25 protein-coding genes and 2 pseudogenes are annotated in these 26,186 nt (G+C 64.3%); 22 read left to right on the top strand and 5 right to left on the bottom strand.

Going from position 1 to position 26,186, the window contains the following annotated elements; all coding sequences use genetic code 11:
- From L5014_RS33535 to L5014_RS33515, 5 genes and pseudogenes are all read left to right on the top strand, one after another.
- Window positions 1–366, top strand: a pseudogene (locus L5014_RS33535) (amidohydrolase); the annotation flags it as partial.
- A 1-nt stretch (window position 367) separates the two neighbouring features.
- Window positions 368–814: a DoxX family protein gene (locus tag L5014_RS33530; protein ID WP_238468168.1), complete on the top strand. Its 447-nt coding sequence runs from the start codon at window positions 368–370 to the stop codon at window positions 812–814.
- 39 nt (window positions 815–853) lie between these two features.
- Window positions 854–1,768, top strand: coding sequence for a VOC family protein (locus L5014_RS33525; RefSeq protein WP_238468166.1), 915 nt, complete (start codon window positions 854–856; stop codon window positions 1,766–1,768).
- A complete protein-coding gene (locus L5014_RS33520; protein ID WP_238468164.1) occupies window positions 1,765–2,460 on the top strand; it encodes a YoaK family protein in 696 nt (231 codons plus the stop codon). Before L5014_RS33525 ends, L5014_RS33520 begins: the two co-directional genes overlap by 4 nt.
- Window positions 2,461–2,601: 141 nt before the next feature.
- Window positions 2,602–4,146, top strand: coding sequence for an alginate export family protein (locus tag L5014_RS33515; RefSeq protein WP_238468162.1), 1,545 nt, complete (start codon window positions 2,602–2,604; stop codon window positions 4,144–4,146).
- Between the two features lie 12 nt (window positions 4,147–4,158).
- Here L5014_RS33515 and L5014_RS33510 read toward each other — a convergent pair whose 3' ends face one another.
- On the bottom strand, window positions 4,159–5,079 hold the full coding sequence (locus L5014_RS33510) for a LysR family transcriptional regulator (RefSeq protein WP_238468160.1): 921 nt from the start codon (window positions 5,077–5,079) through the stop codon (window positions 4,159–4,161).
- A 285-nt stretch (window positions 5,080–5,364) separates the two neighbouring features.
- On the opposite strand from L5014_RS33510, the gene L5014_RS33505 reads away from it, so the two are divergent.
- The 4 genes and pseudogenes from L5014_RS33505 (at window position 5,365) to L5014_RS33490 (ending at window position 8,959) form a co-directional block, all read left to right on the top strand.
- On the top strand, window positions 5,365–6,000 hold the full coding sequence (locus L5014_RS33505) for a M17 family peptidase N-terminal domain-containing protein (RefSeq protein ID WP_238468159.1): 636 nt from the start codon (window positions 5,365–5,367) through the stop codon (window positions 5,998–6,000).
- Between the two features lie 567 nt (window positions 6,001–6,567).
- Window positions 6,568–6,963: pseudogene (locus tag L5014_RS33500) on the top strand (MFS transporter); the annotation flags it as partial.
- A gap of 35 nt (window positions 6,964–6,998) precedes the next feature.
- Window positions 6,999–8,087: a porin gene (locus L5014_RS33495; protein ID WP_238468172.1), complete on the top strand. Its 1,089-nt coding sequence runs from the start codon at window positions 6,999–7,001 to the stop codon at window positions 8,085–8,087.
- A gap of 47 nt (window positions 8,088–8,134) precedes the next feature.
- Window positions 8,135–8,959: an AraC family transcriptional regulator gene (locus L5014_RS33490; protein ID WP_238468155.1), complete on the top strand. Its 825-nt coding sequence runs from the start codon at window positions 8,135–8,137 to the stop codon at window positions 8,957–8,959.
- A gap of 13 nt (window positions 8,960–8,972) precedes the next feature.
- On the opposite strand, the gene L5014_RS33485 is transcribed toward L5014_RS33490, so the two are convergent.
- Both L5014_RS33485 and L5014_RS33480 read right to left on the bottom strand, forming a co-directional pair.
- A complete protein-coding gene (locus L5014_RS33485) occupies window positions 8,973–9,437 on the bottom strand; it encodes a nuclear transport factor 2 family protein (RefSeq protein WP_338019373.1) in 465 nt (154 codons plus the stop codon).
- A gap of 33 nt (window positions 9,438–9,470) precedes the next feature.
- Window positions 9,471–11,156 (bottom strand): FAD-dependent oxidoreductase, encoded by a 1,686-nt coding sequence (locus L5014_RS33480; RefSeq protein WP_238468153.1) that lies wholly within the window; start codon window positions 11,154–11,156, stop codon window positions 9,471–9,473.
- Window positions 11,157–11,444: 288 nt separating this feature from the next.
- Between L5014_RS33480 and L5014_RS33475 the strand changes: the two genes are divergently transcribed.
- From L5014_RS33475 to L5014_RS33455, 5 genes are read left to right on the top strand one after another with little or no spacing between them, the layout of a single operon-like run.
- Window positions 11,445–12,359 carry a dioxygenase family protein gene (locus L5014_RS33475; protein WP_238468151.1) on the top strand — a complete coding sequence of 305 codons (915 nt, stop codon included), beginning with the start codon at window positions 11,445–11,447 and terminating at the stop codon, window positions 12,357–12,359.
- A 14-nt stretch (window positions 12,360–12,373) separates the two neighbouring features.
- Window positions 12,374–13,123 carry an SDR family NAD(P)-dependent oxidoreductase gene (locus tag L5014_RS33470; protein ID WP_420800179.1) on the top strand — a complete coding sequence of 250 codons (750 nt, stop codon included), beginning with the start codon at window positions 12,374–12,376 and terminating at the stop codon, window positions 13,121–13,123.
- A gap of 11 nt (window positions 13,124–13,134) precedes the next feature.
- A complete protein-coding gene (locus tag L5014_RS33465; RefSeq protein WP_238468146.1) occupies window positions 13,135–14,013 on the top strand; it encodes a beta-keto acid cleavage family enzyme in 879 nt (292 codons plus the stop codon).
- Between the two features lie 55 nt (window positions 14,014–14,068).
- Entirely contained in the window at window positions 14,069–15,046 is a 978-nt protein-coding gene (locus L5014_RS33460; protein ID WP_238468144.1) for a quinone oxidoreductase family protein, read from the top strand.
- Complete coding sequence (locus L5014_RS33455) at window positions 15,043–15,393, top strand: cupin domain-containing protein (protein ID WP_238468142.1); 351 nt, start codon at window positions 15,043–15,045, stop codon at window positions 15,391–15,393. Before L5014_RS33460 ends, L5014_RS33455 begins: the two co-directional genes overlap by 4 nt.
- A gap of 153 nt (window positions 15,394–15,546) precedes the next feature.
- On the opposite strand, the gene L5014_RS33450 is transcribed toward L5014_RS33455, so the two are convergent.
- On the bottom strand, window positions 15,547–16,608 hold the full coding sequence (locus L5014_RS33450) for a LacI family DNA-binding transcriptional regulator (protein ID WP_238468140.1): 1,062 nt from the start codon (window positions 16,606–16,608) through the stop codon (window positions 15,547–15,549).
- Between the two features lie 336 nt (window positions 16,609–16,944).
- Here L5014_RS33450 and L5014_RS33445 point away from each other — a divergent pair, with 336 nt between their 5' ends.
- The 4 genes from L5014_RS33445 to L5014_RS33430 all read left to right on the top strand — a co-directional run bounded on the left by L5014_RS33445 (window position 16,945) and on the right by L5014_RS33430 (window position 21,518).
- Window positions 16,945–17,943 carry a sugar ABC transporter substrate-binding protein gene (locus L5014_RS33445; RefSeq protein WP_238468139.1) on the top strand — a complete coding sequence of 333 codons (999 nt, stop codon included), beginning with the start codon at window positions 16,945–16,947 and terminating at the stop codon, window positions 17,941–17,943.
- Between the two features lie 67 nt (window positions 17,944–18,010).
- On the top strand, window positions 18,011–19,525 hold the full coding sequence (locus tag L5014_RS33440) for a sugar ABC transporter ATP-binding protein (protein WP_238468137.1): 1,515 nt from the start codon (window positions 18,011–18,013) through the stop codon (window positions 19,523–19,525).
- A gap of 2 nt (window positions 19,526–19,527) precedes the next feature.
- Entirely contained in the window at window positions 19,528–20,514 is a 987-nt protein-coding gene (locus L5014_RS33435) for an ABC transporter permease (RefSeq protein ID WP_238468135.1), read from the top strand.
- A complete protein-coding gene (locus tag L5014_RS33430) occupies window positions 20,511–21,518 on the top strand; it encodes an ABC transporter permease (protein ID WP_238468133.1) in 1,008 nt (335 codons plus the stop codon). Before L5014_RS33435 ends, L5014_RS33430 begins: the two co-directional genes overlap by 4 nt.
- Before the next feature lie 13 nt (window positions 21,519–21,531).
- Here the strand turns inward: L5014_RS33430 and L5014_RS33425 are convergent, their stop codons facing one another.
- The gene (locus L5014_RS33425; RefSeq protein ID WP_238468131.1) at window positions 21,532–21,810 is read right to left on the bottom strand and encodes a hypothetical protein; all 279 of its coding nucleotides are present in this window, start codon (window positions 21,808–21,810) and stop codon (window positions 21,532–21,534) included.
- A 37-nt stretch (window positions 21,811–21,847) separates the two neighbouring features.
- Here L5014_RS33425 and L5014_RS33420 point away from each other — a divergent pair, with 37 nt between their 5' ends.
- The 4 genes from L5014_RS33420 (at window position 21,848) to L5014_RS33405 (ending at window position 26,174) form a co-directional block, all read left to right on the top strand.
- Window positions 21,848–22,954 carry a porin gene (locus L5014_RS33420; protein ID WP_238468129.1) on the top strand — a complete coding sequence of 369 codons (1,107 nt, stop codon included), beginning with the start codon at window positions 21,848–21,850 and terminating at the stop codon, window positions 22,952–22,954.
- 75 nt (window positions 22,955–23,029) lie between these two features.
- Complete coding sequence (locus L5014_RS33415; protein WP_238468127.1) at window positions 23,030–24,160, top strand: YncE family protein; 1,131 nt, start codon at window positions 23,030–23,032, stop codon at window positions 24,158–24,160.
- A 195-nt stretch (window positions 24,161–24,355) separates the two neighbouring features.
- Window positions 24,356–24,901, top strand: a complete 546-nt coding sequence (locus tag L5014_RS33410) for a GlcG/HbpS family heme-binding protein (protein WP_238468125.1) — start codon at window positions 24,356–24,358, stop codon at window positions 24,899–24,901.
- A 37-nt stretch (window positions 24,902–24,938) separates the two neighbouring features.
- Window positions 24,939–26,174: an acetamidase/formamidase family protein gene (locus L5014_RS33405; protein WP_238468123.1), complete on the top strand. Its 1,236-nt coding sequence runs from the start codon at window positions 24,939–24,941 to the stop codon at window positions 26,172–26,174.
- The last annotated feature ends 12 nt before the right edge of the window (window positions 26,175–26,186 follow it).

Genomic DNA, 26,186 nt, shown 5'->3' with positions numbered 1-26,186 from the left:
GACCGCGACTTCTTCGCGTGTGCCGAGGACGATATCGCCGACACCACCGCGTTGCTGACGGTGGTCGGCGGCAGGATCGTCTGGGGCGCGGGGCCGTTCTCGCAACACGATGCGCCGATTCCACCGGCGATGCCCGACTGGTCGCCGGTGCGCCAGTATGGCGGCTACGGTGCATGGGGCGGCTCGAACGCCATGCAGCGCGACGGCGCACCGCTCGCGCGTGCTGCCGCAGCGGCAATGTGCGGTTGCGCGAGCGCGTGCAACGTGCACGGTCATGCGCACGCGGGCGCTTGGGGCAGCGCATTGCCGACCTCGGACGTGAAGGGTTTCTGGGGCGCGTTCGGTTGCTCTTGCTGGGCGATCTGACATGACGGCATTGAGCGGGCGCAGCAATCCTGCATGGATCCACGCGATCCTGGCGCAGCCGTGGGTTGGCCCGCTCGCGCGTCTCGCGCTCGTGTCGGCCTACCTGATCGGCGGCATCAACAAGGCGCTGCACTTCGACAGCGCGATCGCGGAGCAGGCGCATTTCGGCCTGCACCCGGCGGCGCTCTGGGCAGCGCTGGCTGTTGCTGTCGAGATCATCGGTTCACTGTGCGTGGTGTTGCGCCGCTTTACGTGGATAGGTGCGGGCGGGCTCGGCATGCTGACCGTCGTCGCAATGCTGGTCGCAAATGACTTCTGGAACCAGACCGGCATCGCGCGCTTCATGGCGCTCAACAGCTTTTTCGAGCATCTGGGTCTGATCGCGGCGCTCGTGCTCGCGACGATGCTCGGCGATGAGCAAAGAAGGACCAGCGATCACGGCGCCTGATCGATTGAACAATACGATGAAACAATAGGAAATCCCGTGATGAAAACAGTTCGCTCGGCATGGCTCGCGCTGACGATCGCCGCAGGTCTCGCCGCCGCACCGGCGTCGTTCGCCAAGCCGCCCGTGCTGACGCCCGAGACGCCAGCCGTCGCCGTCGGTCCGCAGTACGACACGACACACGTGTACGTCGCGCCCGAGGATTACGACCGCTTCACTGACAGCTTCGTCGCGACGTTCGGCGGCAGCAAGTCGAAGCAGGGCGTCTTCCAGGTCACGCCGACGCCCAGCCAGACGATGTCGCAGCTCGTGTTCACGCCGGTGGGCACGATCTCGGTGTTCGGCTTCAAGACGCCCACACCGTACCCGTTCGGCGCGGAGCGCACGGGCTATCTCGTGACCGACATGGACGCGGCGGTGAAGGCGGCGCGCGCGCATGGCGCGGATGTGATCGTCGACCCCTTCCCCGACCCGATTGGCCGCGACGTGGTGATCCAGTGGCCGGGCGGCGTGAACATGCAGCTGTACTGGCATACCCAGGCGCCGCACTATGACGCGCTGCAGACGGTTCCCGAGAACCGTGTCTACGTCTCGCCGCAAAGCCTGCCCAAGCTGGTGCACGACTTCGTGAAGTTCTCGCACGGCAAGGTGGTGTCCGATGACCTCAAGGCGCCTGGCATCGAAATCGGCCGGCCGAACGACACCTATCGGCGCATTCGCATCGAATCGGGCTTCGGCAAGATGACCGTGCTCGTGACCGACGGCCATCTGTCTTACCCGTTCGGAAGAGAAACTACGGGCTACGAAGTATCGAATCTCGACGAGACGCTGCAAAAGGCGAAGGCCGCGGGCGTGAACGTGCTCGTGCCGCCGTTCACCTCGGATGGGCGCGAAGCCGCGATCGTCCAGTTCCCGGGCGGCTATATCGCCGAGATCCACGCCAGCGTGTCGAAATGAAATCCGAGGACACCATCCTTGCCGCGATTGCCGGATATGTCGACACGCTGAGCTTCGTCGCGCTGTTCGGGCTGTTCACCGCGCACGTGACGGGCAACTTCGTGCTGATCGGCGCGGGCGTCGCGGGCTTCGGCCAGGGCGTCATGCTCAAGCTCATTGTGTTTCCGGCGTTTGTCTGCGGCGTCGTGCTGAGCAGCCTGCTCGTGCGCTCGCTTTCCGGGCAGCATGCGCGTCAGGGCGCGCGCCTGCTCCACGCGGTCCAGGCTGTGCTGATGTTCGGCTATTGCCTGGCGGGCATCTGGGCGACGCCGGTCAGCACGCCCGACAGCCTGCCGGCCATCGTGGCCGGCGTGGTTGGCGCGTTTGCGATGGGCATTCAGAATGCGCATCCGAAGCTCATCAACCGACCCGGCGTGCCCAATACCGTGATGACGGGCAATGTCACGCAGGCGATCCTCGATGTGGTCGACATGCTGTCCGCGGGCACGGACGAAAGTGTGCGCGCGACGGCGCGCGCGCGCTTCGCGAAGATGATGCCGGCAATCGTTGCGTTCGCCATCGGTGCGATGGCCGGTGCGCTGGGTTACCGCTATGTGGGCTTCTGGGCGCTGCTCGCGCCGGCGTGCGCACTCGTGGTTCTCGCAGCGACCACGGGAGAGCACGAGCGGGCGGCCGCACCCGGGCACGCATGAGTTTGCGAGCCTGGGGAGCCTGGGGAGCCTGGGGAGCCTGGGGAGCCTGGGAAATGACTCTTGGCTCCGGGCTCGCTCCCCGCCCCGCATAAACCGGCGGGCGCACATAACAACATGCAGTTAAAGACAAGGGAATACATCATGTCGACTGCAATGCGCAGGCGTCAATTCGAAAAGGCCGCCAGTGTCACGGCATTCGCGAGCCTGTTGCTAGTGGGTGTGGACCCGGCATTCGCGGACACGGCCGCACAACCCACCGCCGGCGTGACCGTGGCCCCGGAAGCGGCGGGTGCGTCTGCCGCTGCACCCGCGCAGGCCAGCGCGACGGCCGCGACCAATGTGACAGCGGCTGCCAGTTCGTCGGCAGCCACATGCAATGCGAAACGGCCCGCCGTGCTATTCAATCGCTGGCAGGAAGACTGGTCGGTGCTCGCGAATCCCTGTGTGCCGCGCAAGCCGCTCGACAGCCTCAAGTACATACCGCTTGGCGGCGATCCCGCCTCGTACCTGTCGTTGGGGGTGAACCTGCGCGAGCGTGTGGAGAGCAACAACGCTCCGCTGTTCGGCATTGGCACCCAGTCGGATACGTATCTGATCCAACGCGTCCAGGTTCATGCGGATGCCCATCTTGCCGATCACTGGCAGTTCTTTGTGCAATTCGAGGACGCACGCGCGTTCGGCAAGAACGTGGTCACGCCGGTGGACAAGAACCCTCTCGAACTCGAACAGGCATTCGTCACCTACACTGGCGCGCTGGGTGGCGGCACGTTCAAGTTCCGTGTTGGCCGCCAGGAGATGGCATTCGACCTTCAGCGATTCATCTCCGTGCGTGATGGTCCGAACGTGCGCCAGGCCTACGACGCGATCTGGGCCGACTATGAATACCAGAAGTGGCGCTTTATCGCCTACGCGACGCAGCCCGTGCAGAACCGCGACGCCACGGTGTTCGATGACGTCTCGAACCGCGATCTCACCTTCAGCGGCGTGCGTTTCGAACGCAAGTCAGTCGGACCGGGAGACCTTTCCGGCTACTGGTCGCGCTATAACCGCAGCAACGCGCACTTTCTCGATGCACGCGGCCCCGAGCGCCGCGACGTCTGGGATGTGCGCTACTTCGGCTCGCACGATCGATTCGATTGGGATGTCGAAACAATGCTGCAGACGGGTACGGTCGGCAACAATACGATCTTCGCCTGGGCGGTGGGCTCGATTGCGGGCTACAAGCTCGACCTGCCGTGGTCGCCGCACATCGCGGTGCAGATCGACGCGGCGTCGGGCGACCGGCACCCGCACGACGGCCGCATCGAGACGTTCAATACGCTGTTTCCAAACGGCTACTACTTTACGCTCGCAGGCTATACGGGATATTCGAACCTTATTCACATCAAGCCGTCCATCACGCTCAAGCCGACGAACGACCTTGCGCTGCTTGCAGCACTCGGTTTTCAGTGGCGCGAGACGACCGGCGACGCCGTGTATCAGCAAGCGAATCAGGTGGTGCCGGGCACCGCGGGCAAGGGCAGTCTGTGGACCGGCATGTACGTGCAGTTGCGCGCGGACTGGACGATCGAACCGAACCTGATTGGGGCGATCGAAGCCGTGCATTTCCAGGTGGGCAACTCGCTTCGCCAGGCGGGCGGGCACAACGCCGATTACGCGGGCGTCGAGCTCAAGTATGGATGGTAGGCCGTGCCGCGCTCAGGCTCCGGCGCTGGCCCATGGCGCCGCGGCGAGCCATTCGGACAGATAGTTGAGCAGTGCCGTCACCCGTGCGGGACGCAGGATGTTGGGCGGCGTGACGAGATTCACGTTGATCTGACTGATCCGCCAGTCCGGAAGTACATCGACCAGCAAGCCTGCCTTTAGCGCATCCCAAACGATGAATTCCGGCTGCAACGCGAGACCTTGCCCCGCGAGCAGTGCCGGGCCGATCACGTCGGCGTTGTTGCTGCGAATTCGGCCCTTCACGGGCACGGAGAATTCTTCGCCGGAAGTATGGCGAAATTGCCATAACTCGGGCGTGGGCAGATTCGTATAGATGAGACATGCGTGCTGCGAAAGGTCGCGCGGGTGGGTGGGGTGCCCATGACGCTCGAGATACGCTGGCGTGGCCACCAACGGACGATGCACGACGCAAAGCCGGCGCGAGCGCAGCGGCGAATCGCCAAGCTCGGCAATGCGAATGGCCACGTCGAAGCCGCCCGCCACCATATCGACAATCTGATCGGTGAGCGTGAGGTCGATTTCCACTTCCGGGTAGTGCTCGAGAAACGCGGGGATCAACGGTGCAAGGTGGCGGATGCCGAATGACATCGGCGCGGTGATGCGCACCATGCCGCGTGGCTGGGTCGCTTGCGACGATGCTTCCGCCTCTACGGCTTCGCCTTCGGTCAGGATGCGAATGGCGCGCGCTTTGGCGATTTCGCCCGTTGGCGTGAGCGAAAGCTGGCGCGTGTTGCGATAGAGGAGCGTGGTGCCGAGCTTGCGCTCGAGCCGCGAAATGGCCTTCGATACGGTCGGCTGCGAGATGCCCAGCGACTCGGCGGCCTTGGCGAACGAACCGGTTTCGAGCACGCGCGCGAAGATTGCCCACGCTTCGAGGTCAGGGAGTGTTTGCATGGAAAGCCGAATGGAAGCAGCTCCATTCTTTCGAAATGACGTGAAGAGCGTTGACATGGTAGCGCGATACCGGGGCGGGTCAATATGGAATGACTTCTATTCCATTTGTTCTGTTTGTGGTTGTCTTCTGGTCCGATAACATTGCCTCCAGCAGTATTACGCGATCGTTAACCATAATTGCATGCCAAATCTTACACGCCGGCTGCGTCGTGGGTCAGGTACGCAACTGCGTACTGAAGCTGCGGCGTGGTAATGGGTCAGGTTCTAATCCATAGGAGTGCGATCATGCCGCTGCGCCGCGAGATCGGTAAATGGCGAGGGATTTCGTTCGAGGCCGCTGCTTGGGATGGTGCACGCGCTGAAGTCGAGCTTTCCTGTGTCTGCATGTTTACCCACGAAGTGACGCCTGGCGGACCGGTAGGTGGGCTGTTGCATCTCGATACGGCGTTGTCGGGCGCACTGACCGGTCTCAGACGTGACGGATATTTTGCTGCCACAGCGATGGAGACGCTGCTCATCAGCCGCCCGCCCGTGGGCGTGGCTGCCGACGCGGTCCTCCTGGTCGGTCTCGGCGATCCGGCGTTCTGGACCGTCGGCGCGAGCGCGCAGGCGGCCGCCACCGCGATGCGCACCGCACTGCAACTGAACGCAAAAAGCGCGGCATTCGCGCCCAGTGTTCTCGACGGTGGCCTGACGATGGACGTTACGGGAGGTATGCCGGCCGCGATGATGAACGCGGTGTTGGCCGTCCTCGATACGCAGCATCGGCTCGTTGAACTCGGGATGGCTCCGCAGCCGGCGCTTGAACGCTGGGGCTTCGATGTCGGAGCGGAGCGCTTCGAGAATGCAGCGCTGAGCTTCGAAACTGCACTGTCTGCGGCGCAGGCGGCGCGCGGGCGGGGTTCAGATCTGTCGCGGTAAGGCAGTCTGGAAAGCCCCGCTGCGCTCGCCTTTCCATGTCTACGAGGGATTCCCCTGGACACGGCGATTTAGCAATCATTTCTTCTTTCGATGGTCGCGTCGTGCTTTCCAGAGGACGTCTTCGCTTGCACACACCGATTATTCGCGATTCGCGAATGTCGCGTTCGCGGGTTCTTCCATACCCGACTAATAAGCCTTGCATCTATCTTTGTGGCGTTGGCCGGGTGAATCCAGGGCGCTTCGCGCTGATGAGACGCTCGACCATTCCTCGCGACTGACTTCGCACGCAAAAATCATCGGCACTGACCCAGGCATGGACGCCCCCGGCGCATGCGCGGGGATCCAATGTCCAAGGAGACGTAAATGAAAGCAAACGAATGGGACACCTCCTACGAATGGAAGGCGGTGACGCTGCTGGCCCTTGGCTTCGGGCTGGTCGGCCTGGACCGCTGGCTCATCGCACCGCTGTTTCCTTCAATCATGAAGGACCTCAACCTGACGGCGCAGGACGTAGGCAACTGCATCGGTGTGCTTGGGCTGTCGTGGGGCGTCTTCGCAGCCCTGATCTTCGCGGGAACGGCGGTGATGCTCTATATTTTTCGTGGCCTCGGCGCACAGCCGCTTGCGCTGTTCGCTGTTTTGTTCGTCGCATCGTTCTTCACGCTCGGCCTGGTCTCGCTGCTGTCCGGGCCGGTGGCAACCGAGGCGGCCCCCGTCGGACTCGTCTCGACGTCCATTGGCGCGGTAGTCGGCGTTGGCGAAATCTTCGGTGGCGGCATTGCCCCGGCGATGGGCAGCTATGTCGCATCTCATTTCGGCATCCAGAACATTCTTTGGCTGCCGATGTGTGCAGTCGTCCTCGGCATCCTGGTCAGCGTGCTTTTGAAGGAGACCGCGCCAGCGGTGCTGCAACGCCGTTCGATGCGACCCGAACTCGCGGCGGGCGAGCAGACGCGATGGTAGAACGAATTACATAAATGAAAATCAACGGAGACAAAATGAAACTACGGTTTGGAGCACTCACATTTCTCGTGCTGGCCCAAGGTGCCTGGGCTCAAAGTAGCGTAACGATGTTCGGTCTCATCGATGCCGGAATAACATACGTGAGCAATGAAGGCGGAGGCAAGAACGCCAAATTTGACGATGGCATATTCACCCCGAATCTTTTTGGCTTTCGCGGGGGCGAGGACCTGGGTGGTGGATACCGGGCAACCTTTGCACTGGTCAACCAGTTCTCAATGGCTAACGGCGGCATCATCGGAAGCGGCATCTTCGGGCGGAACGCATATGTCGGACTCGAAAGCGATCGCCTTGGCAGTCTCACGCTCGGGAATCAGTACGATTTCATGGTGGATTCCCTTTTTTCCAAGGGGAATGCGATTTCGATGGACCTGACGGGTCTCTATGGTTTCCGTAACGGCCCGTTCCAGCGCCTGGCGCTACCGAACAATCCGACGGGTGCTTTTGATTGGGACCGCACCGCAGGCAGCAAGCCCGTCGCGAACTCGGTCAAATATAGCTCGCCCACTTTCGCGGGGATTTCGGGCGGGGTGATGTACGCCTTCGGCGGAGTGGCCGGCTCTGTCGGCGCGGACAACACGGTCAGCGTCGGCCTGAACTACGAGATGGGGCCATTCGGCGCGGGTGCGGCGTACACCAACGAGAAGTACGGTCCGGCCGCCGGTATACCTTCGACGAGCGTGCGCAACTGGGGCGCCGGCATGCACTACACGTTCGGCGCACTCACTGCCAAGGCGCTAGTGACAACCGTGCACAATTCCTTCAACGGTGCTGGCGTATGGATGGCAGAAGCAGGAGGGGGGTGGAAGCTAAGGCCCGACGTGTTCCTCGGAGCAAAATACATGTATATGAAGGGTAACGAAGCTGTGAGCAACAACCATGCTCACCAGGTCAGCGTCGCCGCTCAGTATTTACTGACGAAGCGAACGATGGTCTACGTTTCTGCGGACTACCAACGAGCAAATAGCGGCGCAAACGCACAGATAAATGGTGTGCTGGATGCCAATGGCGCATCTAGTTCCGAAAATCAGACAGCCGTGCGCATTGGCTTGCATACATTGTTCTGATTGTGCCGACGCTCAGGGCGCGCCCGCAGCCTTTGCAGGAGACACCGATGGGAGAGCCGACGATTGCGGAGAACTGGCGCGGCATGGAGCAATTTGGCGTGCCGCCATCCGGGTCGCCGGGGCTCGCATACTGGCGATCGGGCGCGAAACCCTACACGCTCGATTACACGGCGGACTCCGACACGATCTGTCTTGTTTTCGGGCGCATCGTCACGCAAACGCAGTATGACGACGAGCCCGCGAGGCCACTGACCTTCGCGCCGGAAACGGCGTCATTCCATCCTCGCGGCAGCCACTTGCGGGTAGACGCGACGAACGTCACCGAGGGTTTCGTCGCGTTCAGCTATGCCCAGGCGATCGAACGCGCTGCGAGCCACAATCGGGAAAACATTGGCGGGGAAGGGCTCAGGCATCTGATTGGTTACGCACGCACGCGCTTGATGGGCGGCACGCACCCCGACCCGTGGGAAATGCAGTGCCTCTCCACGCTCGTCCATGTCGAAATGGTGCAGGCCCTGAGCCGCACCGCACCCCGCCGGCCGCCCAGGCTCACCGACGCAGGGTTCGAGCAACTCGAAGCCTACATTCGTGACCATATCGATTCCACGATCACCTGCGCCGACCTCGCAAACGAGCTTGGCTTGCCGCTGCGCTCGGTGTTCGATGCAGTGAAGGCGAGGACAGGGCAGTCCTTGTATCGGCTCGTGGTCGAGCGGCGTCTCGACGCGGCGATGCAACTGCTACGCGAAAGCGACATGCCCCTGTGCGACGTGGCAGCCGCCTGCGGGTTTGCCTCCCAGCAGCACATGACCACGCTGTTCTCGCAGCGGCGCGGCATGACACCGCGCCATGCGAGAGCCGGTCAAAAGTGATGAGCCGTCGGCGTCACTTTGCGCTCAACCACGGATAACGAGCCGTGTCCTTGCCCGCGTAATCGGGGTCGAGATAGATGTAGACGCGCTGGATTTTCCAGTCCCGAATCTCGAACACGTCGCACCAGTTACCGGCGCCCCATGCGGGAACGCCGGCACGCCATGGACCGTCCCGATGCTCGCCGTGACTCGTGCCTTCGCACACAATCACGTCGCCACTGGAGAAGATCCAGTTGAAGTGCGCGTAGTGATGCACGATCGACTTCAGCGTGCCGCCGACGTCGCCGAAAAGTTTGCCGATCTGTTCCTTGCCGTTGGCCACGCCCCATTTAGGGAAAAATACCTGGGCATCCTCAGCGAACAGGTCGAGGATGCTGCCGCCCGTCGACGTCACGCCGCCATTGTCGAACGCCTTCAGATATTCGATGGCGACGGATTTCCTTTGCTCGTCGGTCATTGTTTGCATGGTCAGTGCCATGATTTCCTCCATGTGATGACGATAATGTGAGGCTTAAAGCGCGTCGAATGTCGATCGACGCGTAGCAACGCAAGCGGGGGCTTCGTTATGGGCGCTGTGCGCAGCAAGGTAGGCAAATGCGAGAATAGGCCCGAGCGTTGCGCCGCCCGCCCAATACGCACGAGCCGATGGCGACGCGACACAATTGCCCACCCCGTACAGATGGGCAATGGGCGCGCCCTCGTGATCGAGCACCTGCCCATGACGGTTCGTCACCGGGCCGCCCTTGGTATCGAGATTGCCGCCGGTGAGCAACGTCGCATAGTAGGGCCCAGTGTCGCTGATCGGGTACATCGTTGGGTTCGGCGCGACAGGCGCGGTTGCAGCGGGGCCATTGAACAGCACTTCGACCGGCCGCTCGCCTCGATAATAGTCGAGGTCCCGGCCACTGCGCGCGAACCCGTTGAAGCGCTCGACCGTCGCGGCCAGGTTCGCTTCGAAGTCTTCGCCGAAGTGCAGATTGCCGATCTGCGGCGCGAGTTCGGCCACGCGTGCTCGAATGTTGCGCGCGAGTTCCGCGAGGGTCTCGCCTTTGATCACATGGGCATCGTCCGACCCCTCCGGTACGATGAAGCGCCCGTATTCCGTGCTCGCGCTATGTTGCTGGCTGCGTGCGTCCCAGATGGCGGCAAGGACCAGATTCGGGTACGACGAGCTGGCCGGGTCCCAGCTGAAGAACGCTTGCGCGGCTTCGTTGTAGGCCAGCTTCTCGTTCGTCACGCGCTGGCCATGCTGGTTCACGTAGATCATCGAATCACCAGAGGCCGAAAACGTGCCGATCAGGCCGGGATCTTCGCGCAGGGCTTTTTCGAGGACGATGGGGCACATCCAGGCATAGTTCATGTTGCGCAGTTCGGCGCCGGCGGCCGTGCCGATGCGCACGAAATCGCCTTCGTTGGAACGGGCGGCACAGCCGCCAAATACGGGCGCGCTGAGAAAGTTCTTGCGCATCGTTTTGTTGTGCGTAAAGCCACCCGAGCAGAATATGACGGCCTTGCGCGCGTTGAATACCGCTGAGCCGGATTCGCCAAGTTGCGCCTGAACGCCGGTCACGGTGCCCGTTTCGTCGGTCAGCAGGCGCTGCACGCGGGCGCTGGTCCGCACCACCACGCCCGCCTTGCGCGCCGCCTCCAGCATCGACTGGACGGCCACGGCGCCGCCATCGGACATCGACTCGCACGCGCCTTTCGGCAGCAGTACGCGTCCGCGCGGCGCCTTGTCTTCTGGCAATTCCGCCCAGTAATCGGCGACATCGGGGCAGTGGCGGTATTCGAGGGCGCCTTTCTGCGCGAGCAGTTCCGCGGCAACGCTCGCGTTGTCGTAGATCGCCTCGCACATGTCGTACTCCCATTGCGTCATGCCGAAACGGGGCAGGTTGGGGCTGTAGGCCTCCGGACGCGACAGGCGGGCCATGTAGCGAAGGCAATCTTCTTTCCGGTCTTCGATGCCCATCTCGCGCAGTGGGCGATTGTTGGGCACCCAGTACCAGAAAGCCGCCTTGCGCGCTGTGCCCCCGACTTCCGGCGCCTTTTCGAGCAACAGGACCCTGTTGTCCTGCCAGGCGGCAAAGAGCGCGCAGGCCAGACCGGCAGCGCCGGCACCCACGACAATCATGTCGAACGGTTCGGCTGGCTGGTGGGCGTCGAGTGAGGAAGAAGTTTCATGTGTGCCGGTGTTCACGGGGACGTCTCCTGATCGTTGATATCTGCCTGATCGAGTCGGGCGTAATGGAGACGTTAGGGCGTACGGTTTGTGCGATCTTCCAGATTTCGGCGTTTTACATCAATCTGCAGTCCACCCGGATGGGGAGAGCGGGCCTGGATATGGTACTGCATACGTTTGCTTATAAAGACCTACCCGAACAGGAAAATTAAGCGCCAATTTTCAGGGTTAACGAGCTATTCATTGGGCCAGAGATGGCGTGTATATTGGCGACATGTTATGCAAACGATTGCATTAAGGAGCATCATGGCAAATTCGGATCAGCCTGGCGGCATCATCAACGACGTGGCCTCGGTTACGTCGATCGTGAAGGCCGCAATGTCGGGCACGCGGGACCCGCGTCTCAAGGAAATCCTGGACGCACTGGTGGAGCACGGCCATGCGTTCCTGCAGCAGGTGCGCCTGACCGACGCGGAATTCGAACAGGGGCTCGCGTTCGTGCGCGCGGTCGGCCAGGCGTGCAACGAGCGGCACAACGAAGTCGTGCTGCTCGCCGACGTGCTGGGGTTCTCGACGCTGGTCGCCTTGCTGAACAACGCAGACGAGAGCGGACGCACGCCGGGCGCCTTGCTGGGGCCGTTCTATCGCGGCGGCTCGCCGGAGTACGAGAACGGCCGGTGCATCGCTTGCGAGGGCTCGCCTGGCGCGGCGCTGTTCGTCCACGCCCGCGTGCTCGACACGAGCGGCCGGCCCGTGCAGGACGCCACGGTGGACGTCTGGCAGGCGTCGCCGGTGGGTCTCTACGAAAATCAGGACGCAAGCCAGCCCGAGCACAACTTGCGCGGCCGCTTCCGCACGGGCGCGGACGGCATGTTCACGTTCCGCAGCGTGCGCCCCGCCGGCTATCCGGTGCCGACGGACGGCCCCGTGGGGGCGATGCTCGCGGCGCAGCAGCGTCATCCGTATCGGCCCGCGCACCTGCATTTCGCGATCTTCGCCGAAGGTCATGCAACGCTCGTCTCGCAAGTGTTCGCCGACGATTCCGAGCATCTGGACAGCGACGTCGTGTTCGGCGTGAACCGCCGCCTCGTCGGCACGTTCGAGCATCACGAGGCCGGCACCGGCCCGCACGGCGATCACCGCGAGGCCTACTACACGCTCGACTTCGATTTCATCCTGGCCGAGGGGACGCCGACGTACCCGACGCCGCCCATCCAGTGACGAGGAGTGTGACCGTGTCCAGCCAGTTGCAGGGAAAAGTAGCCGTCGTGTTGGGCGGCACCGGGGGCATCGGGGCCGCCACAGCGGCGCGCCTCGCGCGAGCCGGCGCGCGCGTGGTCGTGGTCGCCCAGCAGGACGAAGACAAGGCGCGGCGCGTGGCCGAGGCGCTGCCAGGCGGTGGGCATCGCGGCGCCGTCGCGTCGATCACGGACAGCGCCGCGCTCAACGCGCTTGCAGAGAGCGTGCGCGAGCGCGAGGGGCGCGCGGACATCCTCGTGAATGCCGCGGGTTTCACGAAGCCGGTCCGGCACGCCGACCTCGACGCGCTGACCGACGACCTGATCGACGACATCATGAAGGTGAACTGGCGCGGCCAGTTCGCGGCGATCCGTGCATTTCGCACGCTGCTCGACGCGTCCGGCGACGGCCTCGTGGTCAATGTGTCGTCGATTTCGGCGACGACGGGCGTTGGCAGCAACATCGCGTACTGCGCGGCGAAGGCGGGCCTCGACGTGATGGCGAGCGCGCTCGGCCGTGCGCTTGCACCGCGCATCCGCGTGCTCAATGTGGCGCCGGGCGTGGTCGATACCGGCTTCGTGCCGGGGCGCAGCGACGATTTCAACGCGAAGGCCGCGGCCACCACGCCGCTCGGCCGGATCGGCGCGCCCGACGACGTCGCGGCGGCAATCGAGGCCTGCGCGACGCAACTCAGGTTCAGCACCGGCGTGACGATCGTCGTCGACGGCGGCAGAAGGTTGAATTGAGAGGAAACCCCATGCACGCACGCAAGACACTGATCACCTGCGCGGTCACCGGCAACATCACACGTCCGGACCAGCACCCGCGCCTGCCGGTCACGCCCGAGCAGATTGCGACCGCCTCGCTCGAGGCCGCGCAGGCCGGCGCGGCCGCCGTGCACATCCACGTGCGCGATCCGCGGACCGGGCGTCCGTCGATGGACGTGAGCCTGTACCGCGAGGTGATCGAGCGCATTCGCGCCGTGGATCAAGCGCTGATCATCAACCTGACGACCGGCCCCGGCGGCCGTTTCGTCCCGAGCGACGACGATCCGAAGATCGCCGCACCCGGCACGACGCTGCTGCCGCCCGAAAAGCGCGTGGAGCACATTCTCGAGCTGAAGCCGGACGTGTGCAGCCTCGACCTGAACACGATGAACTCGGGCGCGGAAGTCGTCATCAACACGCCGAAGACCGTCGCGCGCATGGCGCACGTGATTCGCGAGGCGGGCGTGAAGCCCGAACTCGAGATCTTCGATTCCGGCGACATCCACCTCGCACGTGACCTCATGGCCTCGGGCGTGCTCGAAGGCCCCGGACTCTGGACCTTCGTGGCGGGCGTGAAGTACGGCTTCGCGGCCTCGCCCGAGACGCTGCTCTATGCGCGCGGCCTGCTGCCGCCCGGGGCGATCTGGTCCGCGTTCGGGATCGGCCGCTTCGAGTTTCCGATGGTCGCCCAGGCGTGGCTGGCGGGCGGCCATGTGCGGGTCGGCTTCGAGGACAACCTGTATCTGGAGAAGGGCGTGCTGGCCGAGAGCAATGCGGCGCTGGTCGCGCGCGCGAAAGACATCGTGACGATGCTCGGCGGCGAGGTGGTCACCAGCCGCGAGGCGCGCGAGCTGCTCGGGCTCGCGTGAAGTTGCGTCAGCCATTTCGTCAATCGTTGCACCCATCAGCAGGAGAGAAAACACGATGAAGAGCGTTCGCGTTCTGGAAAAAAGCCGGGATATCGACGCCCTGGCCTTGCAGTTCGAAACCCAGTCCGTGCCCGCGTTCGGCGCGGCGGAGTGTCTGGTGGAAATCGCGAGCGCGGCGGTCAACCCGAGCGACGTGAAGGCCGTGCTCGGCTTCATGCCGCACGCGGTGTGGCCGCGCACGCCGGGCCGCGACTACGCGGGACGCGTGGTCGACGGGCCGGCGGCGCTCGTCGGCAAGGCCGTCTGGGGCAGCGGCGGGGAGCTGGGGATCCGGCGCGACGGCACGCATGCGCGCTACCTCGTCGTGCCCGCGCAGAGCGTGCGCGAGAAGCCGGCGAATCTGACGATGGACGAAGCCGGCGCGGTCGGCGTGCCGTTCATCACGGCATTCGAGGGGCTGCGGCGCGCCGGCGGCGCGAAGGCGGGCGACGTGGTGCTGGTGCTCGGCGCGAACGGCAAAGTCGGGCAAGCGGCCATCCAGCTCGCGACGATGGCGGGCGCGACGGTGATCGGCGTCGAGCGCAGCGGCCAGCCGTATCTCGGCCACGCGAACGGCCAGGTGCGGATGATCGATGCGTCGTCGGCCAGGCTCGACGAGGTCGTGCGCGACGCGACCAACGGGCACGGCGCGGACATCGTCTACAACACGGTCGGCAGCCCGTACTTCGAGCGCGCGAATCACGCGATGGCGGTGCGCGGCACGCAGATTTTCATCTCGACCATCGAGCGGCCGGTGCCATTCGACATCTTCGCGTTCTATCGCGGCCAGCACACCTATGTCGGGATCGATACGCTCGCGCTCGACGCGCAGGCCGGCGCGGCGATTCTCGACACGCTGCTGCCCGCGTTCGAGCGCGGCATGCTCAAGCCGTTCCCGGTCGATGGCGACCACGTGTTCGCGCTCGACGACGCGGCGCGCGCCTATCAGGCCGTGTATCGCGGCGCGGCGCAGCGCGTGCTGCTCAAGCCATGAACGTGACCCGCTTCGGCGACGCGCCGCAGTATTTTCCGAGCGAGCATTTCCTGATGCGCTGCGTGCGGCTGCAGGGTCATGAGGCCGGGCCCGCGCAATCGCTGTGGCTCGGCGTCTCGACGATCGAGCCGGGCGGGCATACGTCGATGAGCGCATCGCCCGTGGAAAAGCATTACGTGGTGCTCGACGGGGAAGTCTGCGTGCAGACGGTCGAGGGCGAAGTCGCATTGCGCCGCTTCGACTCGTGCCGGCTTGCGCCCGGCGCGCGGCGCGCGCTGCACAACCGCGGCGCGCGCCCTGCGATGATCCTGCTTGCGATGCCGCTGGCGCGGCCCGAGGCGCTGTGACTTCAGCCAATGGCGCAGCCCGGTTTCGACCGCGGCGCGCGAGCTCGGCTTCACGCCGAGCGCGTTCTCGACGTTCTTCAAGTCAAGCGTCGGCGAGGCGCCCAACCGATGGCTGGCCGGGCCGCCCGGGTAGCGCCGAGGTTAGCGCCGAGGTTAGCGCTTGTGGCTCGATGCGATGGCGCGCGGCGCCGCTGTCGAGCCGCGGATCATCAGCTCCGGCGGCAGCGTGACGCGCAGCGGCGAGGCGTCAGGCGTCGCGATGCGCCCGAGCAAGAGCCTGGCGGCCTGACGCCCCATCTCCCGATGCTGGATGCGCAGGGTGGTCAGCGGCGGATTCAGCATGTCGACGAGCAGCATGTCGTTGTGGCCGATCAGCGAGATGGCGCCGGGACACGCGATCCGGCGCGCGGCGAACACGTCGTAGCAGCCGAGCGCGATCAGGTCGTTCGCCGCGATGATCGCGGTGACGTCGCGATGCGCGTCGAGGAGTTGCTCGCACGCGGCACGTCCGGCCTCGCGCGTGAATTCCGCGGCTTCGACGACGACGCTCCCCGTGACGCCATGCTGCTGTGCCGCGATCTGGAAGCCCTGCAAGCGTGACAGGCCGGTTGCCAGGCGCGCCGGCCCCGCCAGATGCGCGATGCGCGTGTGGCCGAGCCGCACCAGATGATCGACCGCGAGCCGCATCGAAAGGAAATCGTCGTTGACCACTTCCGGTGCCTGCCCGCAGTCGATGCCGCGATTGACGAGCACGACCGCAATGCCGTCGCGAAGGCAGCGCTGTACGAGCGGATCCTGGCGTGCCGCCGTCGCCAGCACGAGCCCATCGACCTGGCGCTCGAGCATCTGCTCGATCAGGCGTTCCTGGTCCTTCGGCTTGCCGGCGATATTGGAGATCAGCACGCCGTAGCCCTCGGCCGCGAGCGCTTCCTCGATGCCGCAGACGATGGGCGGAAACACCGGGTTCTCGATGTCCGGCAAGCACACGCCAATCACGCGCGAGCGCCCGCCGCGCAGCGCCGCGGCGAGGCGGTTCTGCCGGTAGCCGAGCGACTTCGCGGCGGCCAGCACGCGATGCACGACTTCGTCGCCGATCAGGTGCCGCGTTGCGGGATTCAGCACGCGCGAGACGGTCGATATGTTGACGGCGGAGGCCGCCGCCACTTCGCGGATGGTGATGCGCCGCGCGCCTCGCGTATCGGATGTCGTGGTCATGGAACGGGTCGGTGGGTGTGTGCCGATTGTATCGATGCAAAGGATTGCTTTCAATGTTGCAATAAAAACCCAGCGTTTTCAGCGGTGAATACGCATTGACAAGTCATTATGCAGCAGTAGCATATGCATACGTTTGCAAAATGATCGACGTGGGCGTGACACGATGCATTCTCCGTAGCCCGCCCGGTGCACGTCATTCAGGGTTTTTTTGCCCTCTAATGCAAACGGTTGCATAAAAATGGGCTTCCTGGCAGGCCGGCAGTGCGGCGCAAGGCGTTGCACGGGCGGGCGCAGGAGGCGCGGACAGAGCCGACGAACAGGTGGAAGGAGACGAACTTGAAACAGAAGCAGGCAGTGTCAGGCAGGCAGGCCGGCGCACGCATGGCAGCCGCGTGCGTCATCGTATTGGGGTTGGCCGGAGGCAACGCCGCGATTGCGGCGAACGAGACCCTCGCAGCGTTCTACAAGAACCAGGTGGATCCCCATTTCGCGCTCGTGCATGCGGGCGTGGACGCGCAAGCGAAGCAGATGGGCGTGTCCGTCACGCACTATGCGCCCACGCGTCCGAACGATCTGGGCGAGCAATTGAGCGAACTCGAAGACGTGAGCGTCAAGAAGCCCAGCGCGGTGTTGTTCATGGGCGTGAACCCGCGCGGCGTGGTGCCTGAGATCGAGAAGCTCAACTCGATCGGCATCCCGATCGTGAACTACAACGATCGGGTCGCGGGGGGCAAGTTCGCCTCCGTGGTCGTCGCCGACGACTTCGACCTCGGCCATGACGTCGCCACCTATCTGTTCAAGAGCATGGGCGGCAAGGGCAACGTGGTGATTCTCGAAGGTGTGAAGGGCTCGACCACGAGCGACGAGCGCATGCGCGGGTTCAAGAAGGCGCTAGAGGAATTTCCGGGCGTGCACCTGCTGGCGTCGCAACCCGCGAACTACCAGCGGTTGCAGGCGCTACAGGTGACGGAAAACCTGATTCAGTCGAATCCGAAGATCGACGGCGTGCTGGCCGCGGCGGACGTGATGGCAATGGGCGCGATCGAGGCGCTGGAAGCCGCCGGGCGCAAGGATACGAAAGTCGTCGGCATCGGCGGCGTGCCGGAATCGGTGAAGGCGATCAAGGACGGGCGTCTGCTCGCGACGGCTGAATTCAACGGCTTCAAGATGGGCTGCATCGCGACGATGGCGGCGGTGCGCACGCTGCGCCACGAAAGCGTGCCGTCGACCTTGCTGATCAAGGGCATCGTCATCGACAAGACGAACTATGCGCCGTTCGAACTGCCGGGCGACCAGCGGCAGTGCCCGAAATGGGACAACGTCGTCAGCAACTGACCCGACGACGCGCGGCGCAAGCCGTGTCGCGCATTCGCCGCGCGTCGTTCGCACTGCAGAGGTAGACATGCAAACAAGGATTGATGCCAGCACCGTGCCGCGGCTCGAACTGCGCGGGATCTGCAAGAGCTTTCCTGGCGTTCGCGCGCTGTCGGACGTTGACTTGCAACTGTATCCCGGTGAAGTGCACATGCTTCTTGGCGAAAACGGCGCCGGCAAATCGTCGCTGATGAAGGTGCTGTTCGGCGCGTACCGCGCCGACGCCGGCGAATTTTTCTTCGACGGCCAGCCCGTCGCGATCGGCTCACCCGCCGATGCGAAGCGGCTTGGCATTGCGGTGATCTTTCAGGAGTTCTCACTGGTCCCGCACCTCTCGATCGCGCAGAACATCTATCTCGGGCGCGAGCCGCGCAACCGGATCGGCCTCATCGATCATCGCCGCATGCATGCGGATGCCGCCGCCGTGCTCGGCGAGCTTGGGCTCGCGTACGACACGCGCATGGAGGCCGCCGAGCTTGGCGTCGCCCAGCAGCAGATGGTCGAGATCGCGAAGGCGCTGTCGCACGAGGCGCGCGTGCTCGTGATGGACGAGCCGACCGCCGCGATCTCGGAGCGCGAGGCGGATGCGCTGTTCGCGGTCGTGCACAAGCTTCGCGATGCCGGTGTCGCGATCGTCTACATCTCGCACCGGATGAAGGAGGTGTTCGACCTCGGCGATCGCGTGACCGTGCTGCGCGACGGACGCCTCGTGAAATCGATGGCGGCCGCCGAGACCACGCCCGACGAACTCATCGCGCTCATGGTCGGCCGCTCGGTCGGCACCGTCTATCAGCGCCGCTACGTCGGCAAGCCGGGCGAGATGGCGCTCGACGTGAAGCAATTGAGGACCGCAACCGGCGTGAAGGGCGTCGATCTGCACGTGCGCTGCGGCGAGATCGTCGGGCTCTCGGGGCTCGTCGGCGCAGGGCGCTCGGAGGTGGTCAGGGCGGTGTTCGGCGCCGACCCGATCCAGGGCGGCCAGGTCGAAATTTTCGGCGAACGGGTGACGGGCGGGCCGCACAAGGTGGCGGCGCGCGGCGTCGGGCTGATTCCGGAGAACCGCAAGCAGGAAGGGCTCGCGCTGACGCGCTCGGTGCACGAGAACCTGCTGGCCGCGAGCCTGTGGCGATTGTTCCCGAAGGGCTGGTACCGCGCGGAGCAGGCGCGGCTTGCGACGCGCGCGCTGATCGAGTCGCTGCGCATCGCGCCGGGCGATCCGGGCAAGCGCGCGCAGTTACTGAGCGGCGGCAACCAGCAGAAGATCGTCATCGGCAAATGGCTGAGCGCCGGATGCCGGCTGTTCATTTTCGACGAACCGACGCGCGGCATCGACATTGGCGCGAAGACCGAAATCTTTGCGCTGATCGAACGGCTCGTGGAGGAGGGGGCCGCAGTGCTGCTGATCAGCTCCGAGCTTGCGGAGATCGTGCACGTATGCGATCGCGCATACGTGATGCGCGAAGGCATCATTTCCGGCGAACTGCCCAAAGACCGGTTGAGCGAGCGAAACATCCTCGCGCTCGCCATGCATGAGGAGGACTAAGAATGGCAACGATTGAACCACTGCAGGCGCCGCGCGCGGTACGCCCGCGGCGGCCGCTGCCGTCCATCGTATGGGTGAGCGTCGTGCTCGCGGCTGTCTCGGCAATGGGCGTTCATGGGTTCGCCTCGGGCGGCAACGTCTCGGACATCGGCCTGCAAATCGCCATGCTCGTCGTGGTCGCGATGCCGATGACGCTCGTGATCCTCAGCGAAGGGCTCGACCTCTCGGTCGGCGCGGTGCTGAGCCTCTCCGGCGTCGTATTCGCACAGGCGCTCGCTTTAGGTGGCGGCAGCACCGGCATCGTGCCCGCGCTGCTCGCGGCCGCCGCCGTCGGTGTGCTGGCGGGCGGCGTGAACGGCGTGCTGATCGCGCAACTCGGCTTGCCGCCGTTCGTCGTCACGCTCGCCATGCTCGGCATCGCCCGTGGCATTGCGCTGGTGCTGACCGACGGCAACGCCGTCGTGGTCGCGGCGCCCGCGCTCGCCCAGCTCTACGCGATGACCGTCTTCGGCGTGCCCTTTCCAGTCGTTTGCGCACTCATGGCGTGGGCGCTCATACACGTGCTGCTTTATCACACGAAGTTCGGCACCTACGTATTCGCGATCGGCGGCAATCGTGACGCGCTGACGCTGGCCGGCGTCAAGGCGAAGGCCTTCCACATCGCGATCTACGCGCTCAGTGGACTTTTCGCCGGGCTTGCCGCGCTGCTCCTCGTCGGGCGGATGAACGCGGCCGAGCCCACTGCCGCAACCGGCATCGAGTTCGACGCGATCGCCGCTGTCGTGCTGGGCGGCACCTCGTTCGAGCGCGGCGATGGCTGGCTGGCCGGCACGGTGCTCGGCGTCGTGACAATCGGCATGTTGCGCAATGCGCTCAACCTGCTTGGCGTCGAGTCGTCGCTGCAGGTGGTGTCCGTCGGCGTGCTGGTCCTGCTCGTCATTCTCGTCGACAGCGTTCGTAAATCCCGCTTCCTCGGAGCGTCCGCATGAGTATCCAGAATCCCGCCCGTTTCCTGATGAACCACGTCGGCCGCCTCGATGTCCGCCGTCACGCCAGTGACGAAACCGCCGCGCTGATCTACCGGATCTTGCTGGTGGCCGCGATGGTGCTCGCGCTGACTGTCGCGACCGACGGCTTTGCGACGTCGGCGAACCTGCTCAATGTCCTGCGGCAGGCGAGCCTGATGTTCCTGCTGGCGTCCGGACTCACGCTCGTGATCCTCTCGGGCGGCTTCGATCTGTCGATCGCGGCGAACCTGACGCTGTCCGCGTGCCTTGCAGCAGGAGCCATGAAAGCCGGCGGCTCGCCCGTGCTGGCGGTCGCAACCGCGATGGGGTGTGGCACATCAATCGGATTCCTTAACGGATTGGCCGTCACGCTGCTGAGGCTGCCGCCATTCCTGGCGACCTACGGGATGCTCTGGATTATCCAGGGGCTCGCGTTTCACTACATGGGCGGTAACGAAATCTTTGGTTTTCCGGCGGGGTTTCGCGCGCTCGGCACCGGGTTCTGGCTCGGCGTGCCGCTGCCGGTCTACATGATGCTGATCGTGCTGATCGGCGGCACGCTCGTCACCGCGAGCCTGAATTTCGGCCGCGAGATCTATGCGATCGGCGCGAACGCCGAGGCGGCCCGACTGTCCGGCATTCCCGTGCGCGCGAGGCGGATCGCGGTGTATACGATGAGTGGCCTGATGGCTGGTATCGCCGCGGTCGTCTATCTGGCGCGCGTGAACGCGGCCGATTCCGCGATGGGCGAGCCGATCCTGCTGCCGGCGATTGCCGCGATCCTGATCGGCGGCGCCTCGTTGTTCGGCGGTACGGGCACGCTGTTCGGCACGCTGCTTGGTTGCGTGACCCTTTCGCTCGTGATCGACGGGATGAACCTGCTGAATCTCAACGCGAACTGGCAACCGATGATGGTCGGCGCGATTCTGCTGCTGGCGGTGCTGGCCGACGCGCTCGCGCGGCGGCAGGGCAGCCGCAAGCGCTGATCGCGCATCCGTTTCAGCGCGCCTTGACACGTATTTCAGACGTAACAAAGAGACGATTTGACAAGCGGCGAGACTGATCGACGAAGGCCTCTGCGCCGACCGTGGCTAACATTGAGTCAACGATGCGGCACAGATCGATCTCGCCAAGGCGGCGCAGGCGAATCGAACCGACAGCGTGAGCCAGTATGGATTCGGGTCTGCCTGGCGTGACGGCCGCCGGTTCAGTGGGGCTGAAGCAGTATAAAAAATAGTTCGTAGTACAAATAAGTAAAAGTGCGATTGCGATCAACATCGGCTGAAGGCCGGGAAAATGGAGGGGCAAGGTGGAGATGAAGAGAACGATGATAGCCGCGCTGGTGGGTGCTGCTTTGAGCACCGGGGCGCTGGCGCAGAGCAGCGTCACGCTGTCGGGCAGGCTCGACGACGGTATCACATACGTCACGAAGGAAGGTGGCTCCTCCAACACGAGGATGGACAGCGGGGTACTGTTTCCGAACCTGTGGATTCTCTCGGGCCACGAGGATCTGGGCGGTGGCTACTCGACGGTGTTCAAGCTGTCCTCGCTCTTTAACGTGAACAACGGCCAACTGAACCAGGATAACACCTTGTTCGGGCAGCAGGCCTGGGTTGGCATCCAGTCGCCCTATGGCACGATCTCGATGGGTAACCAGTTCGATTTCAGCGCTGAGTATTTCGGCCAGTTCAACGTGGGTTCGGCGGGCAGCGGCTATGCAATCCACCAGGGCGACTTCGATCACACGAACAACGACCGGCTGAAAAACTCGATCAAGTACATGAGCCCGACGCTGTTCGGCGGCCTGACGTTCGGCGGCATGTACGGCTTCAGCAATACGCCGGGCAGTTTTCACGACAACAGCGGCTGGAGTGTTGGCGCGCAGTACGCCAACGGCCCGTTGACGGTCGCAGCCGCGTACACGCATGTCGCGACGCCGACGATCGACCCCTATGCGCAAATCGGCGTGCACTCGTTCTTCAGCCAGACGGTCGCGAGCGTCACCGGCAACACCGCGACCGACCTCGCACCGGCGTTCCAGATCCGCTCGCTTGGGACGCTCGGCATCGGCGCGTCCTATGCGATCGGCGATGTCACGCTGTTCGGCAACTTCAGCGACACCGTCCTGAAGTATCTCGACATGACTTCGGTGATGCACGTCTACGAAGGCGGCGCGACCTGGCAGGTGACGCCAGCGTTCGAGCTGGTCGGCGGCTATCAGCACACGGGCTTCGAGGGCCACACCTGGAACCAGGTGACGGCGGCCGCGCTGTATTTGCTGTCCAAGCGCACGGAGCTCTATGTGTCGGGGGATTACCTGAAGGCGTCGGCCGGCGTGGACGCGGTGATCGGCGCGAGTTTCCAGCCGTCGCTGACGGGCAATCAGACGGATCTGCGGGTCGGCATCTATCACAGCTTCTAAGTGCGTACCCACAAGCGGTAGCTAATCCCGGCGCAGGCCGGACACATATCAACACGAGGTTGGAGGAGTCAAAACATGAAAAGAGCCATTTGTGCAGCCGTACTGACGAGTGTCGCCGCGGCAGGAGCCGTCGTGTGGGCGGGCGACGCGCCCCACAACGGTCCCAAGCTGATCACCAACATTCCGGTGACGGGCGCGAAACCGTTTGGCTTCGACATCAGCGCGGCGTCGGACGGCAACTACTATCTGGCCAACGGATCGAACGCGACGCTCGACGTATTCGATACGAAGACGATGACGCTGCGCGACCGGATTTCCGCGGATTTCGCGGGCATTGGACCGACCCATGACAAATCGGGCCCGTCCGGCGTGATCCCGATTCCGGGATCGTCGCTGGTGTACATCGGCGACGTGAACGCCGTCAAGGTGATCGACGTGGCTTCGAAGCAGCTTGTCAAGCGAATCGAGGTCAGCACCTCGGGCATTCGCGCGGATGAAGGCTGTCTCGATCCCGTCCACCACGTCGTGATGTTCTCGAGCGGCGCCGAAGAGCCGCCGTTCGCGACGTTTATCAACACCGACTCCCAGTCGGTCATTGCGAAACTGCCGCTGAAGGATTCGACCGGGCTCGAGGCGTGCGCCTACGATCCCAAAGCCCAAAACTTCATGCTGAACAACGACGGCACGAAGGCCAACCCGAAGGGCGAGGTCGATCTGATTCCAGTGAAATCGGTGCTCGACGGCAATCCGCAAATCGCCACAGTACTCAAGCTCAAAGGCTGCGAAGGGCCGACCGGTCTCGCAATCGGGCCGGGCAACGATGCGTTGATCGGCTGCGATCCGGATGAGGGCGGCAAGCAGACCACCGTGATTATCGATCGCACCAACGGCACGACGCTGGCCGAACTGCCGTTTGGCGGCACCGACGAGGCGGTCTACGACCCGGTCTCGAACCGCTACTTCCTGGCCGCCGGCCATCACTCGGCGGATAACGTGTCCCAGGTCGGCAACAAGGCCGCGAAGTTCGATCCGGCGTTGGGCATCGTCGACGCGAGCACGCGCAGCCTCGTCGCCGTCGTGCCGACGGGCACCGGTTCGCACTCGGTGGCGGTGGACGGCGAAGCGCATCGGGTGTTCGTGCCGTTCGCGAAGGGACCGTCGCCGGAGTTTGCCGGGACCGGCGTTTCGGTGTTCGCGACGGAGTAAGGGCGAGCGTCTCCTGTAGGTGCATGCAGCTTGCCCGCGAGGCGCATGAGCGAGCGCCCCGCGGGTTTTTTTCTTCGCTGCCGGCATTTTTCGGACTTGCCGGTAAGCGCCTGGGCTCAACGGTCACCGAAGTTCGCATACCCGCGGCTACGCTGTGACGTAACGCAACCGGTTGCTGAGAAGGAGGAGAAGAAGTTGAATGCCAGGTTCTCGGTTCGTTTGACGGCATACGCAGCCGTCGCTGTGGCCGGCTGCATCGCGGGCGTGTCGGGTGCGGCGGCACAGGAGGCTGCGTCGCCCGCACCCATCGCAAGCTATGTGCTCAGCTATGCGCAAACGCAGAAGCTGCTGAGCATCGCAGTGGCCGCCGCCAATGCGCGCCATCTCTCGATGAGTTTCGCCGTGGTCGATCCAGGCGGGCATCTGCTTGCGGCGGTGCGCATGGACGGTGCGCCATTCGCGACAGTCGATTTCGCGCGCGGCAAGGCGTTTGCCTCCGTGGCGCTGGGCGGCCAGTCGGGCGTCACGCTCGAGCAGCGCTATCGCGACGACCCGTCGGAATACAGCAACGTGTCCAGCGCTGGCTACTACGCACCGTTCCTTCCAGGGCGCGGCGTGTTTCCGGTGTTCCAGAACGGACACTTGCTCGGTGCAGTCGGTGCGGGTGGCGCACCGTCCGCAATCGATGACGCAGTGCTCAAGGAAGCCATTGAGGCGTTCGGTGCGCAGGTTACGCGATGACGACGCCTTTGCCGTTGAAATAACATCAGGATGACTTATGAAAAATACGACCGATATCCATAACGCGCGCGAAACCTCGGCGAACGACCTGCAGGTGGCTGGCGCGACGACACAGGATGCAACCGTGCTCTGCCGGCGCACGATGCTCAAGCTCGGCTTCGGCGCGATTGCAGCGGGTGCCGCGGGTGCCGCGGGTGCCGCGGGCTTCGCGGGCGTCGCGGGCGTCGCGCGTGCGGCGACGAGTGGTTCGTCCTCGGGCGGCAACGCAATGCAGCCCTTGCCAGGCGGCAAGGTGGTCCGTCTCGTGCCGTCGTGGGACACCGTCCAGGTCGGACAAATGGATCCGGGCCGGCCGGCTGCTGTCACGATCCGCTCCGGCGACACCGTCTGGTACGACGGCACGTGGACCAACTGGGGCAACGAACCCAAGTACGGGATGGGTTTCAAGGAGCGCGAGCCGATCCGAAAGAAGTATCCGAACGGCGCATTCTCGTTGATTGGACCCGTGGTGATCGACGACGCGCAGCCAGGCGATCTCATCGAGTGCCGTCTGATGAAGATGCGGCCGATCTACTGGGGCTGGAACTCGGCGCCGCCCGGAGTCGGCGCGCTGCCGCACGACTTCCCGCCGTACCTGCGCTATTTGAAGTTCAACGATGCGCGGACCTACGCGGACTTTGTCCCGGGCGTCAAGATTCCCGTCAATCCGTTTCAGGCCTACCTTGGCACGCAACCGCCCGGTGACAAGCCGGTCAGCGCGAACTTCGCGGGCAGCTACGGCGGCAACCTCGACTGTGCGGTGCTGAACCCCGGCAGCTCGGTGTTTCTGCCGGTGCAGCAGAGTGGCGGCCGCGTGTGGACCGGCGGTTCGATGGGCGCGTCCGGCGAGGGCAATGTCGACCAGACGTCGATCGAGACCGCGTTCGAAGAAATGCGCATCCAGTACGTGCTGCACAAGCACAAGGCGCTCGACGGCCCGATGGCCGAAACCGCTGATCACTGGATTGGCTTCGGTTTCGCCGACAGTCTCGACAGTTCGCTCGTCGCGTGTCTGCGGCAGATGATCGGCTGGATGTCGGCCGCCGCGGGCATCGAGCCGGTGGATTGCTACGGCATCCTTAGTGTGGCGGGCAGCTTCCGCGTGACGCAGTTCGCGGACCAGACCCATACCGTCTATGCGACCAAGCCCCCGAAGGGCGTTCACTGCATGCTGCCCAAGCGCATTTTCTCGGCCGAGCTGCAACATCGCATTTCCTCGCACGTGCGCGCGTAGGCCGCGTGGGTT

The organism is Paraburkholderia tagetis, assembly GCF_022213065.1.
Lineage (GTDB): Bacteria > Pseudomonadota > Gammaproteobacteria > Burkholderiales > Burkholderiaceae > Paraburkholderia > Paraburkholderia tagetis.
Note: the sequence above shows the minus strand (reverse complement) of the source record. Positions and strands in the feature narration are given on the sequence as shown.